Annotated in this window: 20 protein-coding genes, 1 tRNA gene and 1 pseudogene; 16 read left to right on the top strand and 6 right to left on the bottom strand. The window is 58.0% G+C overall.

The features are described 5' to 3' along the window. Positions 1-26 precede the first annotated feature (26 nt). The 6 genes and pseudogenes from murI to N2A98_RS03875 all read right to left on the bottom strand — a co-directional run. Entirely contained in the window at positions 27-821 is a 795-nt protein-coding gene (gene murI / locus N2A98_RS03900) for a glutamate racemase (RefSeq protein WP_044271411.1), read from the bottom strand. Beyond that, entirely contained in the window at positions 814-1,569 is a 756-nt protein-coding gene (locus tag N2A98_RS03895; RefSeq protein WP_044271409.1) for a molybdopterin-synthase adenylyltransferase MoeB, read from the bottom strand. The genes murI and N2A98_RS03895 overlap by 8 nt, the downstream gene beginning before the upstream one ends. Further along, positions 1,563-2,393 carry a peptide chain release factor N(5)-glutamine methyltransferase gene (gene prmC / locus N2A98_RS03890; protein ID WP_047712546.1) on the bottom strand — a complete coding sequence of 277 codons (831 nt, stop codon included), beginning with the start codon at positions 2,391-2,393 and terminating at the stop codon, positions 1,563-1,565. Before prmC ends, N2A98_RS03895 begins: the two co-directional genes overlap by 7 nt. Next, the gene (prfA, locus tag N2A98_RS03885) at positions 2,394-3,476 is read right to left on the bottom strand and encodes a peptide chain release factor 1 (RefSeq protein ID WP_044271404.1); all 1,083 of its coding nucleotides are present in this window, start codon (positions 3,474-3,476) and stop codon (positions 2,394-2,396) included. Next, positions 3,473-4,762: a glutamyl-tRNA reductase gene (gene hemA, locus N2A98_RS03880; RefSeq protein ID WP_003188356.1), complete on the bottom strand. Its 1,290-nt coding sequence runs from the start codon at positions 4,760-4,762 to the stop codon at positions 3,473-3,475. The genes prfA and hemA overlap by 4 nt, the downstream gene beginning before the upstream one ends. Positions 4,763-4,870: 108 nt before the next feature. After that, positions 4,871-4,957, bottom strand: a pseudogene (locus N2A98_RS03875) (outer membrane lipoprotein carrier protein LolA); the annotation flags it as partial. A gap of 121 nt (positions 4,958-5,078) precedes the next feature. Here N2A98_RS03875 and N2A98_RS03870 point away from each other — a divergent pair. The 16 genes from N2A98_RS03870 to N2A98_RS03795 all read left to right on the top strand — a co-directional run bounded on the left by N2A98_RS03870 (position 5,079) and on the right by N2A98_RS03795 (position 16,779). Continuing rightward, positions 5,079-6,803 carry a tetratricopeptide repeat protein gene (locus N2A98_RS03870; protein ID WP_044271401.1) on the top strand — a complete coding sequence of 575 codons (1,725 nt, stop codon included), beginning with the start codon at positions 5,079-5,081 and terminating at the stop codon, positions 6,801-6,803. Between the two features lie 4 nt (positions 6,804-6,807). Beyond that, positions 6,808-7,425 carry a lipoprotein insertase outer membrane protein LolB gene (gene lolB / locus N2A98_RS03865; RefSeq protein ID WP_078802448.1) on the top strand — a complete coding sequence of 206 codons (618 nt, stop codon included), beginning with the start codon at positions 6,808-6,810 and terminating at the stop codon, positions 7,423-7,425. A 49-nt stretch (positions 7,426-7,474) separates the two neighbouring features. Next, the gene (gene ispE, locus N2A98_RS03860; protein WP_153475606.1) at positions 7,475-8,278 is read left to right on the top strand and encodes a 4-(cytidine 5'-diphospho)-2-C-methyl-D-erythritol kinase; all 804 of its coding nucleotides are present in this window, start codon (positions 7,475-7,477) and stop codon (positions 8,276-8,278) included. A gap of 37 nt (positions 8,279-8,315) precedes the next feature. Beyond that, positions 8,316-8,390, top strand: a tRNA-Gln gene (locus tag N2A98_RS03855). A gap of 46 nt (positions 8,391-8,436) precedes the next feature. After that, the gene (locus N2A98_RS03850; RefSeq protein ID WP_003171603.1) at positions 8,437-9,378 is read left to right on the top strand and encodes a ribose-phosphate pyrophosphokinase; all 942 of its coding nucleotides are present in this window, start codon (positions 8,437-8,439) and stop codon (positions 9,376-9,378) included. 137 nt (positions 9,379-9,515) lie between these two features. Continuing rightward, positions 9,516-10,115, top strand: a complete 600-nt coding sequence (locus tag N2A98_RS03845) for a 50S ribosomal protein L25/general stress protein Ctc (protein ID WP_003188351.1) — start codon at positions 9,516-9,518, stop codon at positions 10,113-10,115. 167 nt (positions 10,116-10,282) lie between these two features. Next, entirely contained in the window at positions 10,283-10,867 is a 585-nt protein-coding gene (gene pth, locus N2A98_RS03840) for an aminoacyl-tRNA hydrolase (RefSeq protein WP_003188350.1), read from the top strand. A 21-nt stretch (positions 10,868-10,888) separates the two neighbouring features. After that, positions 10,889-11,989: a redox-regulated ATPase YchF gene (gene ychF, locus N2A98_RS03835; protein ID WP_044271395.1), complete on the top strand. Its 1,101-nt coding sequence runs from the start codon at positions 10,889-10,891 to the stop codon at positions 11,987-11,989. Between the two features lie 320 nt (positions 11,990-12,309). Continuing rightward, positions 12,310-13,233 carry a sigma-54 dependent transcriptional regulator gene (locus N2A98_RS03830; protein WP_047712543.1) on the top strand — a complete coding sequence of 308 codons (924 nt, stop codon included), beginning with the start codon at positions 12,310-12,312 and terminating at the stop codon, positions 13,231-13,233. A gap of 217 nt (positions 13,234-13,450) precedes the next feature. After that, positions 13,451-13,654 carry a hypothetical protein gene (locus N2A98_RS03825; protein ID WP_044271389.1) on the top strand — a complete coding sequence of 68 codons (204 nt, stop codon included), beginning with the start codon at positions 13,451-13,453 and terminating at the stop codon, positions 13,652-13,654. 115 nt (positions 13,655-13,769) lie between these two features. After that, complete coding sequence (locus N2A98_RS03820) at positions 13,770-14,138, top strand: EscI/YscI/HrpB family type III secretion system inner rod protein (protein WP_275623042.1); 369 nt, start codon at positions 13,770-13,772, stop codon at positions 14,136-14,138. Positions 14,139-14,143: 5 nt separating this feature from the next. Beyond that, positions 14,144-14,944, top strand: a complete 801-nt coding sequence (gene sctJ, locus N2A98_RS03815; protein WP_044271387.1) for a type III secretion inner membrane ring lipoprotein SctJ — start codon at positions 14,144-14,146, stop codon at positions 14,942-14,944. Between the two features lie 13 nt (positions 14,945-14,957). Then, entirely contained in the window at positions 14,958-15,506 is a 549-nt protein-coding gene (locus N2A98_RS03810) for a type III secretion protein (RefSeq protein ID WP_275623041.1), read from the top strand. A gap of 11 nt (positions 15,507-15,517) precedes the next feature. After that, a complete protein-coding gene (gene sctL / locus N2A98_RS03805; protein ID WP_275623040.1) occupies positions 15,518-16,111 on the top strand; it encodes a type III secretion system stator protein SctL in 594 nt (197 codons plus the stop codon). Between the two features lie 59 nt (positions 16,112-16,170). Continuing rightward, positions 16,171-16,386 carry a hypothetical protein gene (locus tag N2A98_RS03800; RefSeq protein WP_275623039.1) on the top strand — a complete coding sequence of 72 codons (216 nt, stop codon included), beginning with the start codon at positions 16,171-16,173 and terminating at the stop codon, positions 16,384-16,386. Then, the gene (locus N2A98_RS03795) at positions 16,387-16,779 is read left to right on the top strand and encodes a type III secretion protein (RefSeq protein ID WP_069557893.1); all 393 of its coding nucleotides are present in this window, start codon (positions 16,387-16,389) and stop codon (positions 16,777-16,779) included. The last annotated feature ends 11 nt before the right edge of the window (positions 16,780-16,790 follow it).

Here is a 16,790-nt window from a genome sequence, read left to right as displayed (position 1 = left end):
TTTTTCAGTGTTATTTCACGAAATTTTCACGAGCCAAAGCTTCGCACAACTCCAGGATGTTTCCAAAGTGTCGGTAGGATATTTCTTAGGTGATACAGGTCGCCGCTGGTCCAGAACTGTGCAGGTTCAGGTTCGCCAGCGGCCAGCAGGTCGCGCTCACCGAGCAAGCGCTTGAGCTGGCGCGCCACGGCGGCGCCGGTATCAATGAGGATGATGCTGGGGGGCAGCATCTGCGCCAGGAGTGGCTTGAGGAAAGGATAGTGAGTACAACCCAGGATGATGGTGTCGCAACCAGCGCTGAGCAGCGGCTCGATATAGCCTTGCAGCAGGGCGCTCAAGGCGGGGCTATTCAGGTCGCCAGCTTCAATCAACTCCACCAGGCCTGGGCACGGCTGGGTAATCACTCGCACATCGGTGGCGAAGCGATCGAGCAAGGCGGCGAACTTGGCGCTTTGCAGGGTGCCGGTGGTGGCAAGCACACCCACCACACCGCTGCGCGTGGCAGCAGCAGCAGGTTTGACCGCAGGTTCCATGCCGACCAACGGCCAGTCGGGGTAGTCCTGGCGCAAATCGGCGACGGCGGCGACGGTTGCCGTGTTACAGGCAATCACGAACGCCTTGGCGCCACGCTCGCGGAAAAACTCAGCGACCGAGCGAGAACGCTCAAGAATGAACGCCGGGGTTTTCTCGCCATAGGGAATGTGCCCACAGTCCGCCACGTACAGCAGCGACTCGTGAGGTAATAATTGCTGAATTTCTTCCAGCACCGTCAGGCCGCCGATGCCGGAATCGAACACACCAATAGGCGCGCCCTTAACCATGTTGTGTCCCGCAGACGCTGCAGCCAGGGTCGCGCTTGACGCGCAACTCGCGAAAACGCGTGGTCAGCGCATCGATCAACAACAAGCGTCCCACCAACGGCTCACCAAAACCGGCCAGCAGTTTCAAGGCTTCCAACGCTTGCAGGCTGCCAACCACTCCCACCAACGGCCCGACGACGCCGGCTTCGCTGCAGGTCAGTTCAGTGTCGCTGCCGTGCCCATACAAACAGTGGTAACAGGGGCTGTCGGCGCGACGGGAATCGAATACCGACAATTGCCCCTCAAGGCGAATGGCCGCGCCACTGATCAACGGTTTGCCAGCGGTTACGCAGGCCGCGTTGACCGCCTCGCGGGTAGAGAAGTTGTCGCTGCAATCGAGCACCAGGTCCACTGCGTTGACCGCAGCGGCCAGCGAGTCGGCATCCAGCGCAGCACGATGGGCGACCAGGGTGACTTCAGGGTTGATCGCCTTCAGGCGCCCCATGGCCGAATCGACCTTGGTCTGCCCCACGCTGTTAGTGTCATGGATGATCTGGCGTTGCAGGTTGGTCAAATCGACCGTATCGAAATCCGCCAAGTGCAATTCGCCCACCCCAGCAGCGGCCAGGTAAAGCGCCACCGGAGCGCCCAGGCCACCCAGGCCGACGATCAACGCGCGGCTCTGTTTCAGGCGTAATTGGCCATCGATGTCGACATGCTGCAACAGAATCTGCCGGCTATAGCGCAACAGCTCCTGGTCGGTCAGCACGGGTGGCGCCCCAAGGTGATGCGCTCGTGACCGCCGAGGTCGATGCGGCTGTGTACGCCGTCAAAGCCCTGGTTCAGCAACAAGTCGCGCACGGCCTGGGCCTGGTCGTAACCGTGTTCGAGCAACAGCCAGCCGTCGTCGTTCAGGTGAGCAGGAGACTCTGCAATGATCAGGCGCAAATCGTCCAGGCCATCGTGCCCCGCCACCAGCGCACTGGCCGGTTCGAAACGCACATCACCGGCCACCAGGTGCGGGTCATTGTCGGCAATGTAGGGCGGGTTGCTGATAATCAGGTCGAAGCGGTGGCCTTGCAGGGCGCTGAACCAATGGCTGCTCAGCACCGTGGCGTTATGGAGGTGCAGGCGTTGGCGATTGCGCTCGGCCAGGGCCACGGCCTCCAGCACGCGGTCGACCGCCGTGACCTGCCAGGCCGGGCGTTCGCTGGCCAAGGCCAAGGCGATGGCGCCGGTGCCGGTGCCCAGGTCCAGGACCTGGGCGGGCGTGGCGGGCAGCAATTCCAGGGCAGCCTCCACCAGCAGCTCGGTTTCCGGGCGCGGGATCAGCGTATGCGGAGCCACTTCAAGGTCGAGTTTCCAGAAGCCTTGCTGGCCGAGGATATACGCCACCGGCTCGCCGCTGCGGCGGCGCTGCAGGTAGCTGGCAAAGGTCAGGGCGTCTTCGCTGCTGACGATTTTTTCCGGCCAGGTATGCAGGTAGCTGCGCGATTTGCCCAGGGCCGCGGCCAGCAGTAACTCCACGTCCAGGCGCGCCGTCGGCGAGTCAGGCAGGTCAGCGGCGCGCAGCAGGCTGGCGATGATGGTCATTTAGTCACCTATCGCTGCCAGTTGGTCGGCCTGGTATTCGGCGAGCAACGGCTCGATCACCGCATCCACGCCACCGGCGAGGATTTCGTCAAGGGAGTACAGGGTGAGGTTGACCCGATGGTCGGTAACCCGGCCCTGGGCAAAGTTGTAGGTGCGGATACGCTCGGAGCGGTCGCCGGAGCCCACCAGCAGCTTGCGTTCGCTGGCAATCGCATTGGCCGCGGCGCTGGTCTGCTGGTCGTTCAACTTGGCCGACAACCAGGACATGGCCCGCGCACGGTTCTTGTGCTGGGAGCGTTCTTCCTGGCACTCCACCACAATGCCCGACGGCAAGTGAGTGATACGGATCGCCGAGTCGGTCTTGTTAACGTGCTGGCCACCCGCACCGGATGAGCGGTAGGTGTCGACGCGCAAGTCCGCCGGGTTGATCTCGATGGCTTCCTGTTCGTCCGGCTCAGGCAACACGGCGACGGTGCACGCCGAGGTGTGGATACGGCCTTGGGATTCGGTGGCCGGCACACGCTGCACGCGGTGCGCACCGGATTCGAACTTCAGCTTGCCGTAGACGTTGTCGCCTTCGACCCGGGCGATGACTTCTTTATAGCCGCCGTGCTCACCCTCGTTCTCAGAGAGGATCTCCACGCGCCAGCCGCGACGCTCGGCATAACGCGAATACATGCGGAACAGGTCGCCGGAAAAAATCGCCGCCTCGTCGCCACCGGTACCGGCGCGGATTTCGAGGAACACGTTGCGCCCGTCGTTAGGGTCCTTGGGCAGCAACATGCGTTGCAAGTCACCCTCAAGCTCGGCGAGTTTTTCCTTGGCTTCGCGGACTTCTTCCACGGCCATTTCGCGCATGTCCGGGTCGTTGTCCTTGAGCAGGGCCTGGGCGCCTTCAAGGTCGGCCTGAACTTTCAGCAGGTTTTTATAGGTGGCCACAATGGGCTCAACTTCGGCGTATTCCTTGGAATAAGCGCGGAACTTGGTTTGATCGGAAATGACCTCGCCATCGCCGAGCAAGGCGGTCAGTTCTTCGAAACGGTCCTGGAGCACATCCAGTTTATTGAGCAGTGACGCTTTCATTGCGGTTTTTTATCCGAAGAGCTGTCTGACGCGCCCTCACCGAGGGCAAAGAGTTCCTGGGCCATGGCCAGCGCATCGAGGCGGCCTTCGGCGGTAAGCTTTTTCAACTGGACGCTAGGGGCGTGCAGCAGTTTGTTGGTCAGGCCACGGGCCAACTGCATCAGCACCTCCTCGGCGCCGCTGCCGTTGGCCAGCATGCGCTGGGCCTTGAGCAACTCTTCATCGCGCAGGCGTTCGCCCTGCTGACGATACGCCTTGAGCACATCCACTGCCGCCAGTTCACGCAGGCGCACCATGAAATCTTCAGCGCCGGTGCTGACCATTTCCTCGGCGGCCTGGGCGGCGCCCTGACGGCTCTTGAGGTTTTCCGCGACGACTTCGTGCAGATCATCGACGCTATAGAGGTAAACGTCGTCCAACTCGCCGACTTCGGGCTCGATATCCCGCGGAACGGCGATATCTACCATGAAGATCGGCTTGTGCTTGCGCAGCTTCAACGCGCTCTCGACCGCGCCCTTGCCCAGAATCGGCAATTGGCTGGCGGTGGAACTGATGACGATGTCACTGCGTACCAGCTCAGCGGGAATGTCCGACAGCAGCACCGCATGGGCACCGAACTGCTCGGCCAGAATGCTGGCGCGCTCCAGGGTGCGGTTGGCGACCACAATACGCTTCACGCCAAGGTCGTGCAGGTGACGGGCCACCAGGGTGATGGTTTCCCCGGCGCCGATCAGCAGGGCCTGGCTGCGCTGCAAGTCGCTGAAGATCTGCTTGGCCAGGCTCACGGCGGCAAAGGCCACGGACACCGGGTTTTCGCCGATGGCCGTGTCGGTGCGCACTTGCTTGGCGGAATTGAAGGTGGCCTGGAACAGGCGGCCCAGCAACGGGCCGACGGTGCCGGCCTCGCGCGCTACGGCGTAGGCGGACTTCATCTGGCCGAGGATCTGCGGTTCGCCCAACACCAGCGAGTCGAGACCGGCCGCCACGCGCATCATGTGACGAACTGCCGCATCCTCTTCATGCACATAAGCGCTGGCGCGCAGGTCATCGAGGCTCAAATGGTGATAATCGGCCAGCCAGCGCAGCACGACATCCGCTGAAAGATGTTCCTGCTCTATATAGAGCTCGCTGCGATTGCAGGTCGAAAGGATCGCAGCTTCGCGGCTGTCGGTGAGCCGGCAGAGCTGCTGCAGGGCCTCAACCAACTGCTCTGGCGTAAACGCCACGCGCTCGCGCACGTCTACGGAGGCAGTCTTGTGGTTAATACCGAGTGCGAGGAAGGCCATTCAATATCGCTGATGATGTCGGGAAGCCGACAATTGTCCTACTTCGAAAGATCCAGAACAACCACCGTCGTCTATTGTCCCTATACCTTATGCCTATCAATGCACTTTTGTAGGAGCGAGCTTGCTCGCGAAAAACCTGAGAGCGCCGCTGAGCGCCAGGCGTCCCGCGTTATCGTTGACGATTTTCGCGAGCAAGCTCGCTCCTACAAAGGAAAGGCAAAAGGCAGCAATAGTCGTATTCCGAGTGCCCCGGTTATGTTTGGCCGAAGGCTTGTGTCATGATGATCCGACCGCAGGTTAGTCGTCCTCTTCCTATATGAATAGATCTTCCGCGTTGCTCCTCGCTTTTGTCTTCCTCAGCGGCTGCCAGGCCATGGCCCCCGTGTCGCCGGACGCTACGTCGCCGGTGGAAGACAGCACTCCCGCCCCTGAAAAGCCCAAGGTTTATTCCTCGTTCAGTGAAGAAACGATCTACAGCCTGCTGACCGCTGAACTGGCCGGCCAGCGCAATCGCTTCGATATTGCGCTGGATAATTACGTGACCCAGGCCATCAACACCCAGGACCCGGGGATTTCCGAGCGAGCGTTTCGCATCGCCGAATACCTGGGCGCCGACCAGGCAGCGCTGGACACCTCGCTGATCTGGGCCAAAAACGCCCCGGATGACCTGGAAGCCCAGCGCGCCGCAGCCGTGCAACTGGCGCGTGCCGGGCGCTATGACGACTCCATGGTCTATATGGAGAAGGTTTTGCAGGGCAAGGGCGACACGCATTTTGACTTTCTCGCGCTATCGGCCGCCGACACCGACCAGGACACGCGCAATGGCCTGATGAAGAGTTTTGATCGCCTGCTGCAAAAGCACCCGAAGAACAGCCAGTTGATTTTCGGCAAGGCCCTGCTGCTGCAACAGGACGATGAAGCCGACGCCGCACTCAAATTGCTTGAGCAGAACCCGCCGGAAGAAGGCGAAATCGCGCCGATCCTGTTGCGTGCACGGCTGCTGCAAAGCCTTAACCGCGGCAAGGAAGCGATTCCGCTGCTGGAAAAAAGCATCAAGAAATACCCCGGCGACAAGCGCCTGCTCCTGACCTATGCACGCATGCTGGTTGAGCAGGACCGTATGGAAGACGCCAAAGTGCAGTTCGCCAACCTCGTCCAGCAATACCCGGACGACGACGAACTGCGTTATTCCCTGGCACTGGTGTGCCTGGAAGCCAAGGCCTGGGACGAGGCCAAGGGCTACCTGCAAGAGCTGATCGAGCGTGACAGCCACGTGGACTCGGCGCACCTGAACCTGGGCCGCATCGCTGAAGAGCGCAACGACCCGCAGGCGGCCCTGCTTGAATACGCCCAGGTTGGCCCCGGCAATGATTATCTGCCCGCCCAGTTGCGCCAGGCCGATATCCTGATGAGCAACGGCCGCACCGACGAAGCGGAAAAACGCCTGGCCGCGGCCCGCGATGCCGAGCCGGACTATGCCATCCAGCTGTACCTGATCCAGGCCGAGACCTTATCGGCCAACAAGCAGGGCGAACGCGCCTGGAAGTTATTGCAACAGGCGTTGCTGCAATACCCCGACGATTTGAACCTGCTGTACACCCGCGCCATGCAGGCGGAAAAACGCAATGACCTGGCACAGCTGGAAAAAGACCTGCGCCTGATCATCAAGCGTGACCCGGACAACGCCATGGCCCTTAACGCTTTGGGCTATACCTTGTCCGACCGCACCACGCGCTACGCCGAAGCCAAGGCGCTGATCGAACAAGCCCACCAGCTCAACCCGGAAGACCCGGCCGTGCTCGACAGCCTGGGCTGGGTGAATTACCGCCTGGGCAACCTCGACGAGGCCGAGCGCTTGCTGCGCCAGGCCCTGGAGCGTTTCCCGGACCAGGAAGTTGCCGCACACCTGGGCGAAGTGCTCTGGGCCAATGGCAAGCAGCGCGAAGCCCGACAAATCTGGGAAAAATTCCTCAAGGAACAACCCGACAGCCCCATCCTGCGCAGCACCATCAAGCGCCTGACCGGATCCGAGACCCTTTAAATTTATGTTCTTGCGCCACGTTATTGTTTTCAGCTTCATCGCCCTGCTCGCCGGTTGCGCGGGTATCGGCAGCCGTGAATCCGTTGAAGGCCAGGGCAACCCAACCCAATGGAAACAACACAAGGACCAGCTCAGCAGCATTGATGGCTGGCAGATCGAGGGCAAGGTCGGGGTGCGCGCGCCGAAAGACTCCGGCAGCGGCACCCTGTTCTGGCTGCAACGCCAGGACTATTACGACATTCGCCTCTCGGGCCCCCTGGGCCGTGGCGCAGCCCGCCTGACTGGCCGGCCGGGGCAAGTGAGCCTGGAAGTGGCCAACCAGGGCCGCTACGAGGCAACCTCCCCGGAAGAACTGCTAGAGCAGCAGATCGGCTGGAAGTTGCCCGTCTCGCATCTGGTCTGGTGGGTGCGCGGCCTGCCGGCGCCGGACAGCAAGAGCCGTCTGAGCCTCAATGGCGACAGCCGCCTCGCCACCCTGGAGCAGGATGGCTGGCAGGTCGAATATTTGAGCTATGTGGAACAAGGCGGCTACTGGCTTCCAGAACGTATCAAGCTGCATGGCACCGACCTTGACGTCACACTGGTGATCAAGGACTGGCAACCGCGCAAGCTGGGGCAATAACGTGTCCGCACAAAAATTGACCCTGCCCTCCCCGGCCAAGCTAAACCTGATGCTGCACATCCTTGGTCGCCGTGAAGATGGCTATCACGAATTGCAGACGCTGTTTCAATTTCTCGACTACGGCGATGAGCTGACCTTTGCGGTGCGTGACGATGGCGTGATCCAGCTGCACACCGAATTCGACGGCGTGCCCCACGACAGCAATCTGATTGTGCGGGCGGCAAAAAAACTTCAGGAACATTCTGGCTGCACACTCGGCATCGATATCTGGATCGACAAAATCCTGCCCATGGGCGGTGGCATCGGTGGTGGCAGCTCAAATGCCGCCACCACCTTGCTGGGCCTCAATCACCTATGGCAACTGGGCTGGGACCATGACCGCCTTGCTGCGCTGGGCCTTACGCTGGGCGCCGACGTCCCGGTTTTCGTGCGGGGGCACGCCGCATTTGCTGAAGGCGTTGGGGAGAAACTCACCCCTGTAGAGCCCGAAGAACCTTGGTATGTCGTGCTGGTGCCGCAAGTATCTGTAAGTACAGCAGAAATTTTTTCAGATCCGTTGTTGACACGTAACTCTTCTCCCATTAAAGTGCGCCCCGTTCCCAAGGGAAACAGTCGAAATGACTGCTTACCGGTTGTAGCAAGGCGTTATCCAGAGGTACGTAACGCTTTGAATTTGTTAGGTAAATTTACCGAAGCAAAATTAACCGGAACTGGAAGTTGTGTGTTTGGGGGCTTCCCAAGCAAAGCTGAAGCTGATAAAGTCTCGGCCCTTCTTACAGAGACCCTTACAGGGTTTGTAGCAAAGGGAAGCAACGTTTCGATGTTGCATCGCAAGCTGCAAAGTCTGCTCTAAAAGGAACCGAGTGTTAGGCACTCGTTGCAACAGATACAGGGGCGTCGCCAAGCGGTAAGGCAGCAGGTTTTGATCCTGCCATGCGTTGGTTCGAATCCAGCCGCCCCTGCCATTTTCTAATACTCATCCAGGTTACCCTCAGCCTCTAGGTACTGCGCGTGTCCAAGATGATGGTCTTTACGGGGAATGCCAACCCCGATCTGGCTCGGCGTGTCGTACGTCAGCTGCATATCCCTCTCGGTGACATCTCTGTCGGTAAATTCTCCGACGGTGAAATTACAGCCGAGATCAATGAAAATGTCCGCGGTAAAGACGTCTTCATTATTCAGCCGACCTGCGCTCCGACCAACGATAACCTGATGGAACTCGTCGTGATGGCTGATGCCTTCCGCCGCTCCTCAGCGACTCGAATCACAGCTGTAATCCCTTACTTTGGTTATGCCCGTCAGGATCGCCGTCCGCGCTCCGCACGTGTGGCTATCAGCGCGAAAGTCGTTGCTGACATGCTGACCGTGGTAGGTATCGACCGTGTGCTCACGGTTGACCTGCACGCTGACCAAATCCAGGGGTTCTTCGATATTCCGGTAGATAACATCTACGGCTCCCCCGTTCTGGTGGATGACATCGAAGACCAGCGCTTTGAAAACCTGATGATCGTGTCCCCGGACATTGGTGGCGTCGTGCGTGCACGGGCTGTTGCCAAATCCCTGGGCGTGGACCTCGGGATCATCGACAAACGCCGTGAGAAAGCCAATCACTCTGAAGTGATGCATATCATCGGTGATGTCGAAGGGCGTACCTGTATTCTGGTTGATGACATGGTCGACACCGCCGGCACCCTGTGCCACGCGGCGAAAGCCTTGAAAGAGCACGGTGCGGCAAAAGTCTTCGCCTACTGCACACACCCTGTGCTGTCGGGCCGAGCGATCGAGAACATCGAGAACTCCGTGCTGGACGAACTGGTGGTGACCAACACCATCCCGTTGTCCGCCGCAGCTCAAGCCTGTGCACGTATCCGCCAACTGGATATTGCACCGGTCGTTGCCGAAGCGGTTCGCCGCATCAGCAATGAAGAATCGATCAGCGCGATGTTCCGTTAAGGGTCAAACCAACGGATCACCTCACTGACGAAAAGCGCCCCGCCCCAGCATTCCGCTGGGGCGGGGCTTTTTTGCCCATATCGAGTTCGGCGCTGGTCGCAAACGCCCCTCGATGATGGCTATTTTGGAGATACAACATGAACGAATTTACTCTGAACGCCCAAGCGCGTACTGACCTGGGGAAAGGTGCGAGCCGCCGCCTGCGTCACGCCGCCAACATCCCAGCCGTTGTCTACGGTGGTAACAAGCCTGCTGAATCCGTGACCATCCTGGCCAAGGAAATCGCCAAGCTGTTCGAAAACGAAGCTGCCTACAGCCACGTTATCGAGCTGAACGTCGACGGCGCCAAGCAGAACGTCATCGTTAAAGCGATGCAGCGTCACCCTTCCAAGCAGTTCATCATGCACGCTGACTTCGTTCGCGTTGTAGCTGGCCAGAAACTGACCGCCATCGTGCCTGTGCACTTTGTGGGTGAAGAAGCTCCGGTCAAGAAAGGCGGCGAGATCTCTCACGTCTTGAACGAAATCGAAGTGACCTGCCTGCCGAAAGACCTGCCTGAGTTCATCGAAGTCGACCTGTCGGCTCTGGAAATCGGCGCCATCGTTCACCTGTCCGACCTCAAGGCCCCTAAAGGCGTTGAGTTTGTCGCACTGGCTCACGGTGATGACAAAGCTGTTGCCAACGTTCACGCTCCACGCGTTGCTCCAGAAGAAGCTGAAGAAGGCGCTGCAGAGTAATTCACTCTGTATTGCCGGAGCTTGAGGAAACATCGCGGACCGAAACGTAGCGAGAAAGCGGGCGATAACGCGGCGTTTACTCTTGAGTAAATGATGTAGTGTCGTCCACTTTCGCCGCACACGGGTACGGCGATGTTATCCACAACTCCAAAGGAAGGGCCCCTGTCGTGACTGCCATTAAACTGATCGTTGGCCTGGGAAATCCAGGCGCCGAATACGAACAGACCCGGCATAACGCGGGGGCCCTTTTTGTTGAGCGTATCGCCCACGCCCAAGGCATCAATCTGGTGGCCGATCGCAAATATTTTGGCCTGACCGGGCGCTTCTCGCACCAGGGTCAGGATGTTCGTCTACTGATTCCCACCACCTACATGAACCGCAGCGGCCAGGCTGTCGCGGCGCTTGCGGGCTTCTTCCGGATCAAACCCGAAGAAATCCTGGTGGCCCATGACGAACTGGACCTGCCACCCGGCGTAGCCAAGCTCAAGCTCGGCGGCGGGCATGGTGGGCACAATGGCCTGCGCGACATCATCGCGCAGTTGGGCAATCAGAATAATTTTTACCGTCTGCGGCTCGGCATTGGCCACCCAGGCGTTGCCAGTATGGTTTCAAATTTCGTCCTGGGTCGTGCGCCACGCGCCGAACAGGAAAAACTCGATGCCAGCATCGATTTTGCCCTCGGCGTGCTGCCGGATATCTTCGCCGGTGAATGGAACCGTGCGATGAAAAACCTGCACAGCCAGAAGGCCTGACTCTTACCGAGGGGAAACACCATGGGATTCAATTGCGGCATCGTCGGCCTGCCCAACGTCGGCAAATCCACCCTGTTCAACGCCCTGACCAAGTCCGGTATTGCGGCGGAGAACTTCCCCTTCTGCACCATCGAACCCAACAGCGGCATTGTGCCGATGCCGGACCCGCGTCTTGACGCACTGTCGGCCATCGTCAATCCCAAGCGCGTCCTGCCGACCACCATGGAGTTCGTCGACATCGCAGGCCTCGTCGCCGGCGCCTCGAAAGGTGAAGGCCTGGGCAACAAGTTCCTGGCCAACATCCGCGAAACCGATGCCATCGCCCATGTGGTCCGCTGCTTTGAAGACGAGAACGTGATTCACGTCTCCAACAGCGTCGACCCGAAACGCGACATCGAGATCATCGACCTGGAACTGATCTTCGCCGACCTCGACAGCTGCGAGAAGCAACTGCAGAAAGTCGCGCGTAACGCCAAGGGCGGCGACAAGGATGCAGTGGTCCAGAAGGGCCTGCTGGAGCAACTGATCGCGCACTTCACCGAAGGCAAGCCAGCGCGCAGCCTGATGAAGAACATGGGCGCAGACGAGAAGGCCGTGATCAAGGGCTTCCACCTGCTGACCACCAAGCCTGTGATGTACATCGCCAACGTTGCCGAAGACGGCTTCGAGAACAACCCGCTGCTCGACGTGGTCAAGGCCATTGCCGACGAAGAAGGCGCCATCGTTGTTCCGGTGTGCAACAAGATCGAAGCGGAAATCGCCGAGCTTGATGACGGCGAAGAAAAGGACATGTTCCTCGAGGCCCTGGGCCTGGAAGAGCCTGGCCTGAACCGTGTGATCCGCGCCGGCTACGAAATGCTCAACCTGCAGACCTACTTCACCGCCGGTGTCGAAGAAGTCCGCGCCTGGACCGTCAAGGTTGGTGCCACTGCGCCACAGGCCGCCGGCGTGATCCACACTGACTTCGAAAAAGGCTTCATCCGCGCCGAAGTGATCGCCTACAACGACTTCATCCAGTTCAAGGGTGAAGCCGGTGCCAAGGAAGCCGGTAAATGGCGCCTGGAAGGAAAAGACTACATTGTTAAAGATGGCGATGTGATGCACTTCCGCTTTAATGTGTAATCGCCACCTGTAAACTTAGTTCCAGACTAAAAGCCGATGCATTGCATCGGCTTTTTTGTGGCCGCACGCTTAATAAACCACCGCTAACTTACCTCAAAACACTCCGACCTCTCAGAAACTTCCTATTTACCTCCCAACACATTACACCCACAAAACCAAAACCTTTTTAAAATCCAAACTTACAATCATTTTCCTACAGTATTCCGGCCTATAACCACCCCTGCACCGGGTGACAACTTCTATATTCTGCGTTCTACTGAGCTGGCGCTTGCATACCGTCCTTCCACAGTGAAGTACTAGCGAACAGGGAGTATCAATCGATGTCGGCCTACGTCCAGAAGGATAATAAAACAGACGTTTCACTCATCGAGGGTCAGGAACTTGAAACCACGCTTAATAACACCGCCGCGCTTAACGTTGATATCCTGCTGTTAGGAGAGACGGGTACCGGCAAAGATACGCTTGCACAACGGATTCATCGCTTATCGGGCCGACGAGGTAATTTTGTTGCCGTGAACTGTGCGGCCATCCCGGAAAGCCTCGCGGAAAGCCAGTTGTTCGGTGTCAACAGCGGTGCCTATACCGGGGCAATACAATCAAGGGCTGGCTTCGTCGAGGCAGCCCACCTGGGCACCCTGTACCTCGATGAAATCGACAGCATGCCCTTGAGCCTGCAAGCCAAGCTGCTGCGTGTGCTGGAGTGCCGTGGGGTGGAGCGCCTTGGCTCGACTCGGTTGATTTCCGTGGACATGCGCGTCATTGCATCGGCCCAGCAATCTCTACAAATCATGGTCGAACAAGGTGCCTTCAGGCGTGATCTCTACTTTCGACTGAATGTCGTGAGCATCGAACTCCCGGCCCTGCGAGATCGGCGCGAACGGATCATCCCGTTGTTTCGGCAAATGATCCAGGAAGAAGCGGACCAGTTCAAATGTACTCCGCCAACGCCGTCTGACGGCCTGTTGCATGAGCTGCTCTGCCACTCCTGGCGGGGTAATGTGCGGGAGCTACGCTCGACGGCGAAACGGTTCGTACTGGGCTTGCCGCCGCTCTCGATGCCTGCATGCAGCAAACAACCTACGCAGATGAGCCTGAAAGCACGTCTTCAACAAATTGAAAAAGCGCTGATTGAGGAGTCAATGTACCGCCACCAACATTGTGTGGACACCGTCGCGGTCGAACTGGGGCTCGCAAAGCGCACGCTGTACTACAGGATGAAACAACTGGGCATATCACTGACGTGATGACACAGGGCGCGCCTAAACACTCAGTAAAACTTAAGCATCCAGCCTCCGAAAAGCCGACCATAAAAAATCTTGTTACAGACATATTTGGAACGATTGAGCCCCGTGAACCACGTATTCAAAGCCTGGCTCAAGTTACAAAAAGTTCCAGACTTCAGCGGGTAGTGGCTCGCGACAAATGAGTCAACTTTCAAAATATCGAAACAGGAGTCTTATTATGAGTGGTATATCCGGTGTCAACTCGAACGCAACCATATACACCAAAGCCATGGAGGACATCGCCAAAACGGCGGGAGATGGTGGCGGTAGTAGCTCTGCGGCTGCACGCGCAGAAGCAGTCGCCGAGAAAACTTTCGCAGAAACCATGAAGGCAAGGCTGATCGCGGGCTTGTATACCGCGGCTAAAGAAATTCGTTCGTAACAGGACCACCTCCCCGGCTCATTAGTCGGGGAGGGTGTCATATGAACTCAAGTAGTCAATGCAGCATCTGCCATTTTCAAGAACCTGCTTCAAACACTCTCACCGCGGGCCCTATATGCAGATAGAAAAATTTGAATTTTCAACGCTGAATACCCCCCGCAATGGCACGGATGTCATACCGCACACTTCAGCACCTAGTGCGGATGCGAGTTTTTTCACGTCAATGCTCGATGGCCCGACAGCCATCAGGCCTACCGCCGCCATCCCTGCTGAATTGACCCTGCTCACGGAACCATCAAAACATATCGCAGATATGAAAGACCGCCTCGCACGTGCGCTGAAATCTTCAAGTAAAGGCATGGATGCTGACGCATTCAGAGAATACCCGCGCGAACTCTCTAATGTGGCACTCACGACCCAACTGTTGGTAAAGAGCGTTGGCAAGACAAGCCAATGCATCGACAAAATTTGTAACCTGCAATAGTGAACATGATTAAATCTCTGTCTGCCGCCCTGCTTCTGTTACTCGTATTCACGTTAAACGGTTGCAGCGACCGCGTTGAACTTCATCGGCAACTTTCTGAGCAAGAAGCCAATGAAGTGGTAGCGGAGTTGGCAGATAAACATATTCGCGCCCAAAAAATCCCAGCCAAAGACGGCGTTGTCGTGGCCGTGCAAGCCGCCGACATTGGACGCGCAGTACGTACTCTGGAGGCCGCAGGCTTACCACGAGTGGCGCGGACCACGCTGGGCGATACCTTTCGCAAGGAGGGGGTCATTTCAACGCCGCTGGAAGAACGGGCACGCTACATCTACGCCTTATCCCAGGAGCTTGAGGCCACGTTATCCAACATTGACGGCGTTATCGTTGCCCGTGTGCATGTGGTACTGCCAGAACGCATCGCACCAGGCGAGCCAGTCCAACCCGCATCCGCGTCAGTATTCATCAAACATGATCCACGCCTGGATCCCGACAAAATCCGTGCGCGCGTTCGAAGGATGGTGTCCAGCAGCATCCCGGGCATGACGACAGCAGTGGACAACCCGCAGAAACTCACGGTGATCTTCGTGCCTGCCGCCGCCTATCAGGAACAACAGCGCCTGGCGTACTTCGGCCCCTTCCTGGTGCCAAACAGCGATCTTGGTTTTTGGCGAAACAGCGTGACCATTTCACTGCTCGGGTTGGTGGCGGCTGTGGCAGCCACGCTGTTCCTGAACAATCGCCGCCGGCGCCACGTACAAGAACCGGCGGTGGCAGGCAAACCGGTCGGCCCAGCCCATGACGCCTGAGCCCAATCATCCCATGCGCGAAAATCTGGCCTGGGCACAGTGGTGGGCGTTCCCCTGGGACTATGCCCATGAAGACTGGAAGGACGACAAGTACCAAGCCATTAACGCGCTTTATCGTAGCCGCAGGTTGGTGCCGAGCGGGCTTACTGGTGTGGTGACATGCTTGCCCGCGCGCCCCCAGCCTGCCGTACTTCACATGGCCCTCGCTTCGACCGAACAACTGAACATGACGCTTGCGTTGGTTCACGACACGTTCAATCCTCAAGCCCCAGGCCTTTTGAGCGACAACGATCACCTGTGGTGCATACGTCTCTCCAAGACGCTGCCCCCAGACATGCTCTCCTCTGGCGCAGAGCCATTGCAGTTGCTCCATAGCTGGGTAGAACCCGCTATCTGGCAACGCCTTCGGCTGCGCTTCTCCCGTGCACGCGTACTGGAGGTTGAAAAAAATAGCCTTTCGCTCGATACCACCAACAACCGACTGAACACGCTATGGCAAGCCGTCGTCTGGCGCGTTACGACGCTGGCAAGTGACCACCTGCCGCTTGACGCGAATGAGTAAGGAGACCAGCGATGTTATGCCGATACGCCATTGAGTTACTCAACGACGCACCAGGGCTGCGGCACACCCTGATTCCCCGGGAAGAACTTGCCAATTGGGTACAAGCCGAGGAGCTATTGAGCCGCGCCAGTGCCCAGGCCGATGAGCGGATACGGCAGGCGGAAAAGAAATGCGAAGCGCTACTGGAAAATGCCTCGCAGGAGGTCTGGCTACGCGCAGATGCTCAACTCAAACGCTGGGAGCGCGATCGCCAGGCAATGTGCGACAACCTTGAATACTACGCGACAGCAATCACCAACCAAGCTATTCGCTGTCTGCTTGACGAGACAGTACCCCCTCAACGGCTGGCCGCGTTGCTCAAGCAGTTGCTGGCCAACCAAGTCCAGGAAATCGAAGCGACGCTGTTTTGTCACCCACTTGACCTAGAGGCGATAAAACAACATCTCGACCATCACAAGAGCCCGTTCTGGAAACTCCAGGCTGACGAAGCACTCGAGTTCCAGACACTCGTACTGAAAACAGACGAAGGAGACTTTCGTATCAGTTGGCACTCGATGCTCGATATTTTTTTCAACCACAACAAAGAACGCAGGATTGACATCTAACCCCACCCGTCTCAATACATCGGATTTCTCCAACATTCAAAAATCCAAAAGGAACCACCATGGATGTTTATAGCGACCTCTCACGTCAACTTTTAAAGAACAGCAACACCGCCAGTAAGGCTTACCAACAAACAACCACGGAAGTTGACAATAGCGAAGACTCCTATTTGTTCTATGAACTGGCCGTCAAGGCTACAACTGCCCAGATGGCGTATCTGGAACACAACCGAACTCACCACATGTTGCTCAAGACTGTATTTGAGAGTGTTCCTTAAATGAAAGTGCTCATCAGTAAATGGTGGAAAAACCGTCAAGAGCCGCTCTCGTTGTTTGAAGGCGATGACGAAATCACTCTGAGATCCCAGGGCGACACCTTATTACTGGGGGCACATCTGAGTTTCCTTACGCCAGAGCACCCAGGCTTGGAGCAGTGGATGCGTCTGGGCGCCGCCAGCTTGAACCATTTCCAGGGTGCGCTGGCTCAAAAAGCTGACACGGGCGCGCTGTGGTTGATTCAAAGCCTGCACACCGATCGTGGAGAAGCCCACGTGCTCGGTTGCCTCGAGGCTCTGCTCAACCAACGCGATACATGGCGCGCCATCGCTGCGCGCCTTGCTCGTCCAGGCCAGAACCTCAAACCCACCCCGCTGCGTTCACGCTCGTATTAATCAGAGATCTG

Source organism: Pseudomonas sp. FJ2-5-13 (assembly GCF_029201605.1).
GTDB lineage: Bacteria > Pseudomonadota > Gammaproteobacteria > Pseudomonadales > Pseudomonadaceae > Aquipseudomonas > Aquipseudomonas lactis.
The sequence above is the reverse complement of the archived record's forward strand: the minus strand, read 5'-3'. Positions and strand labels throughout refer to the sequence as shown.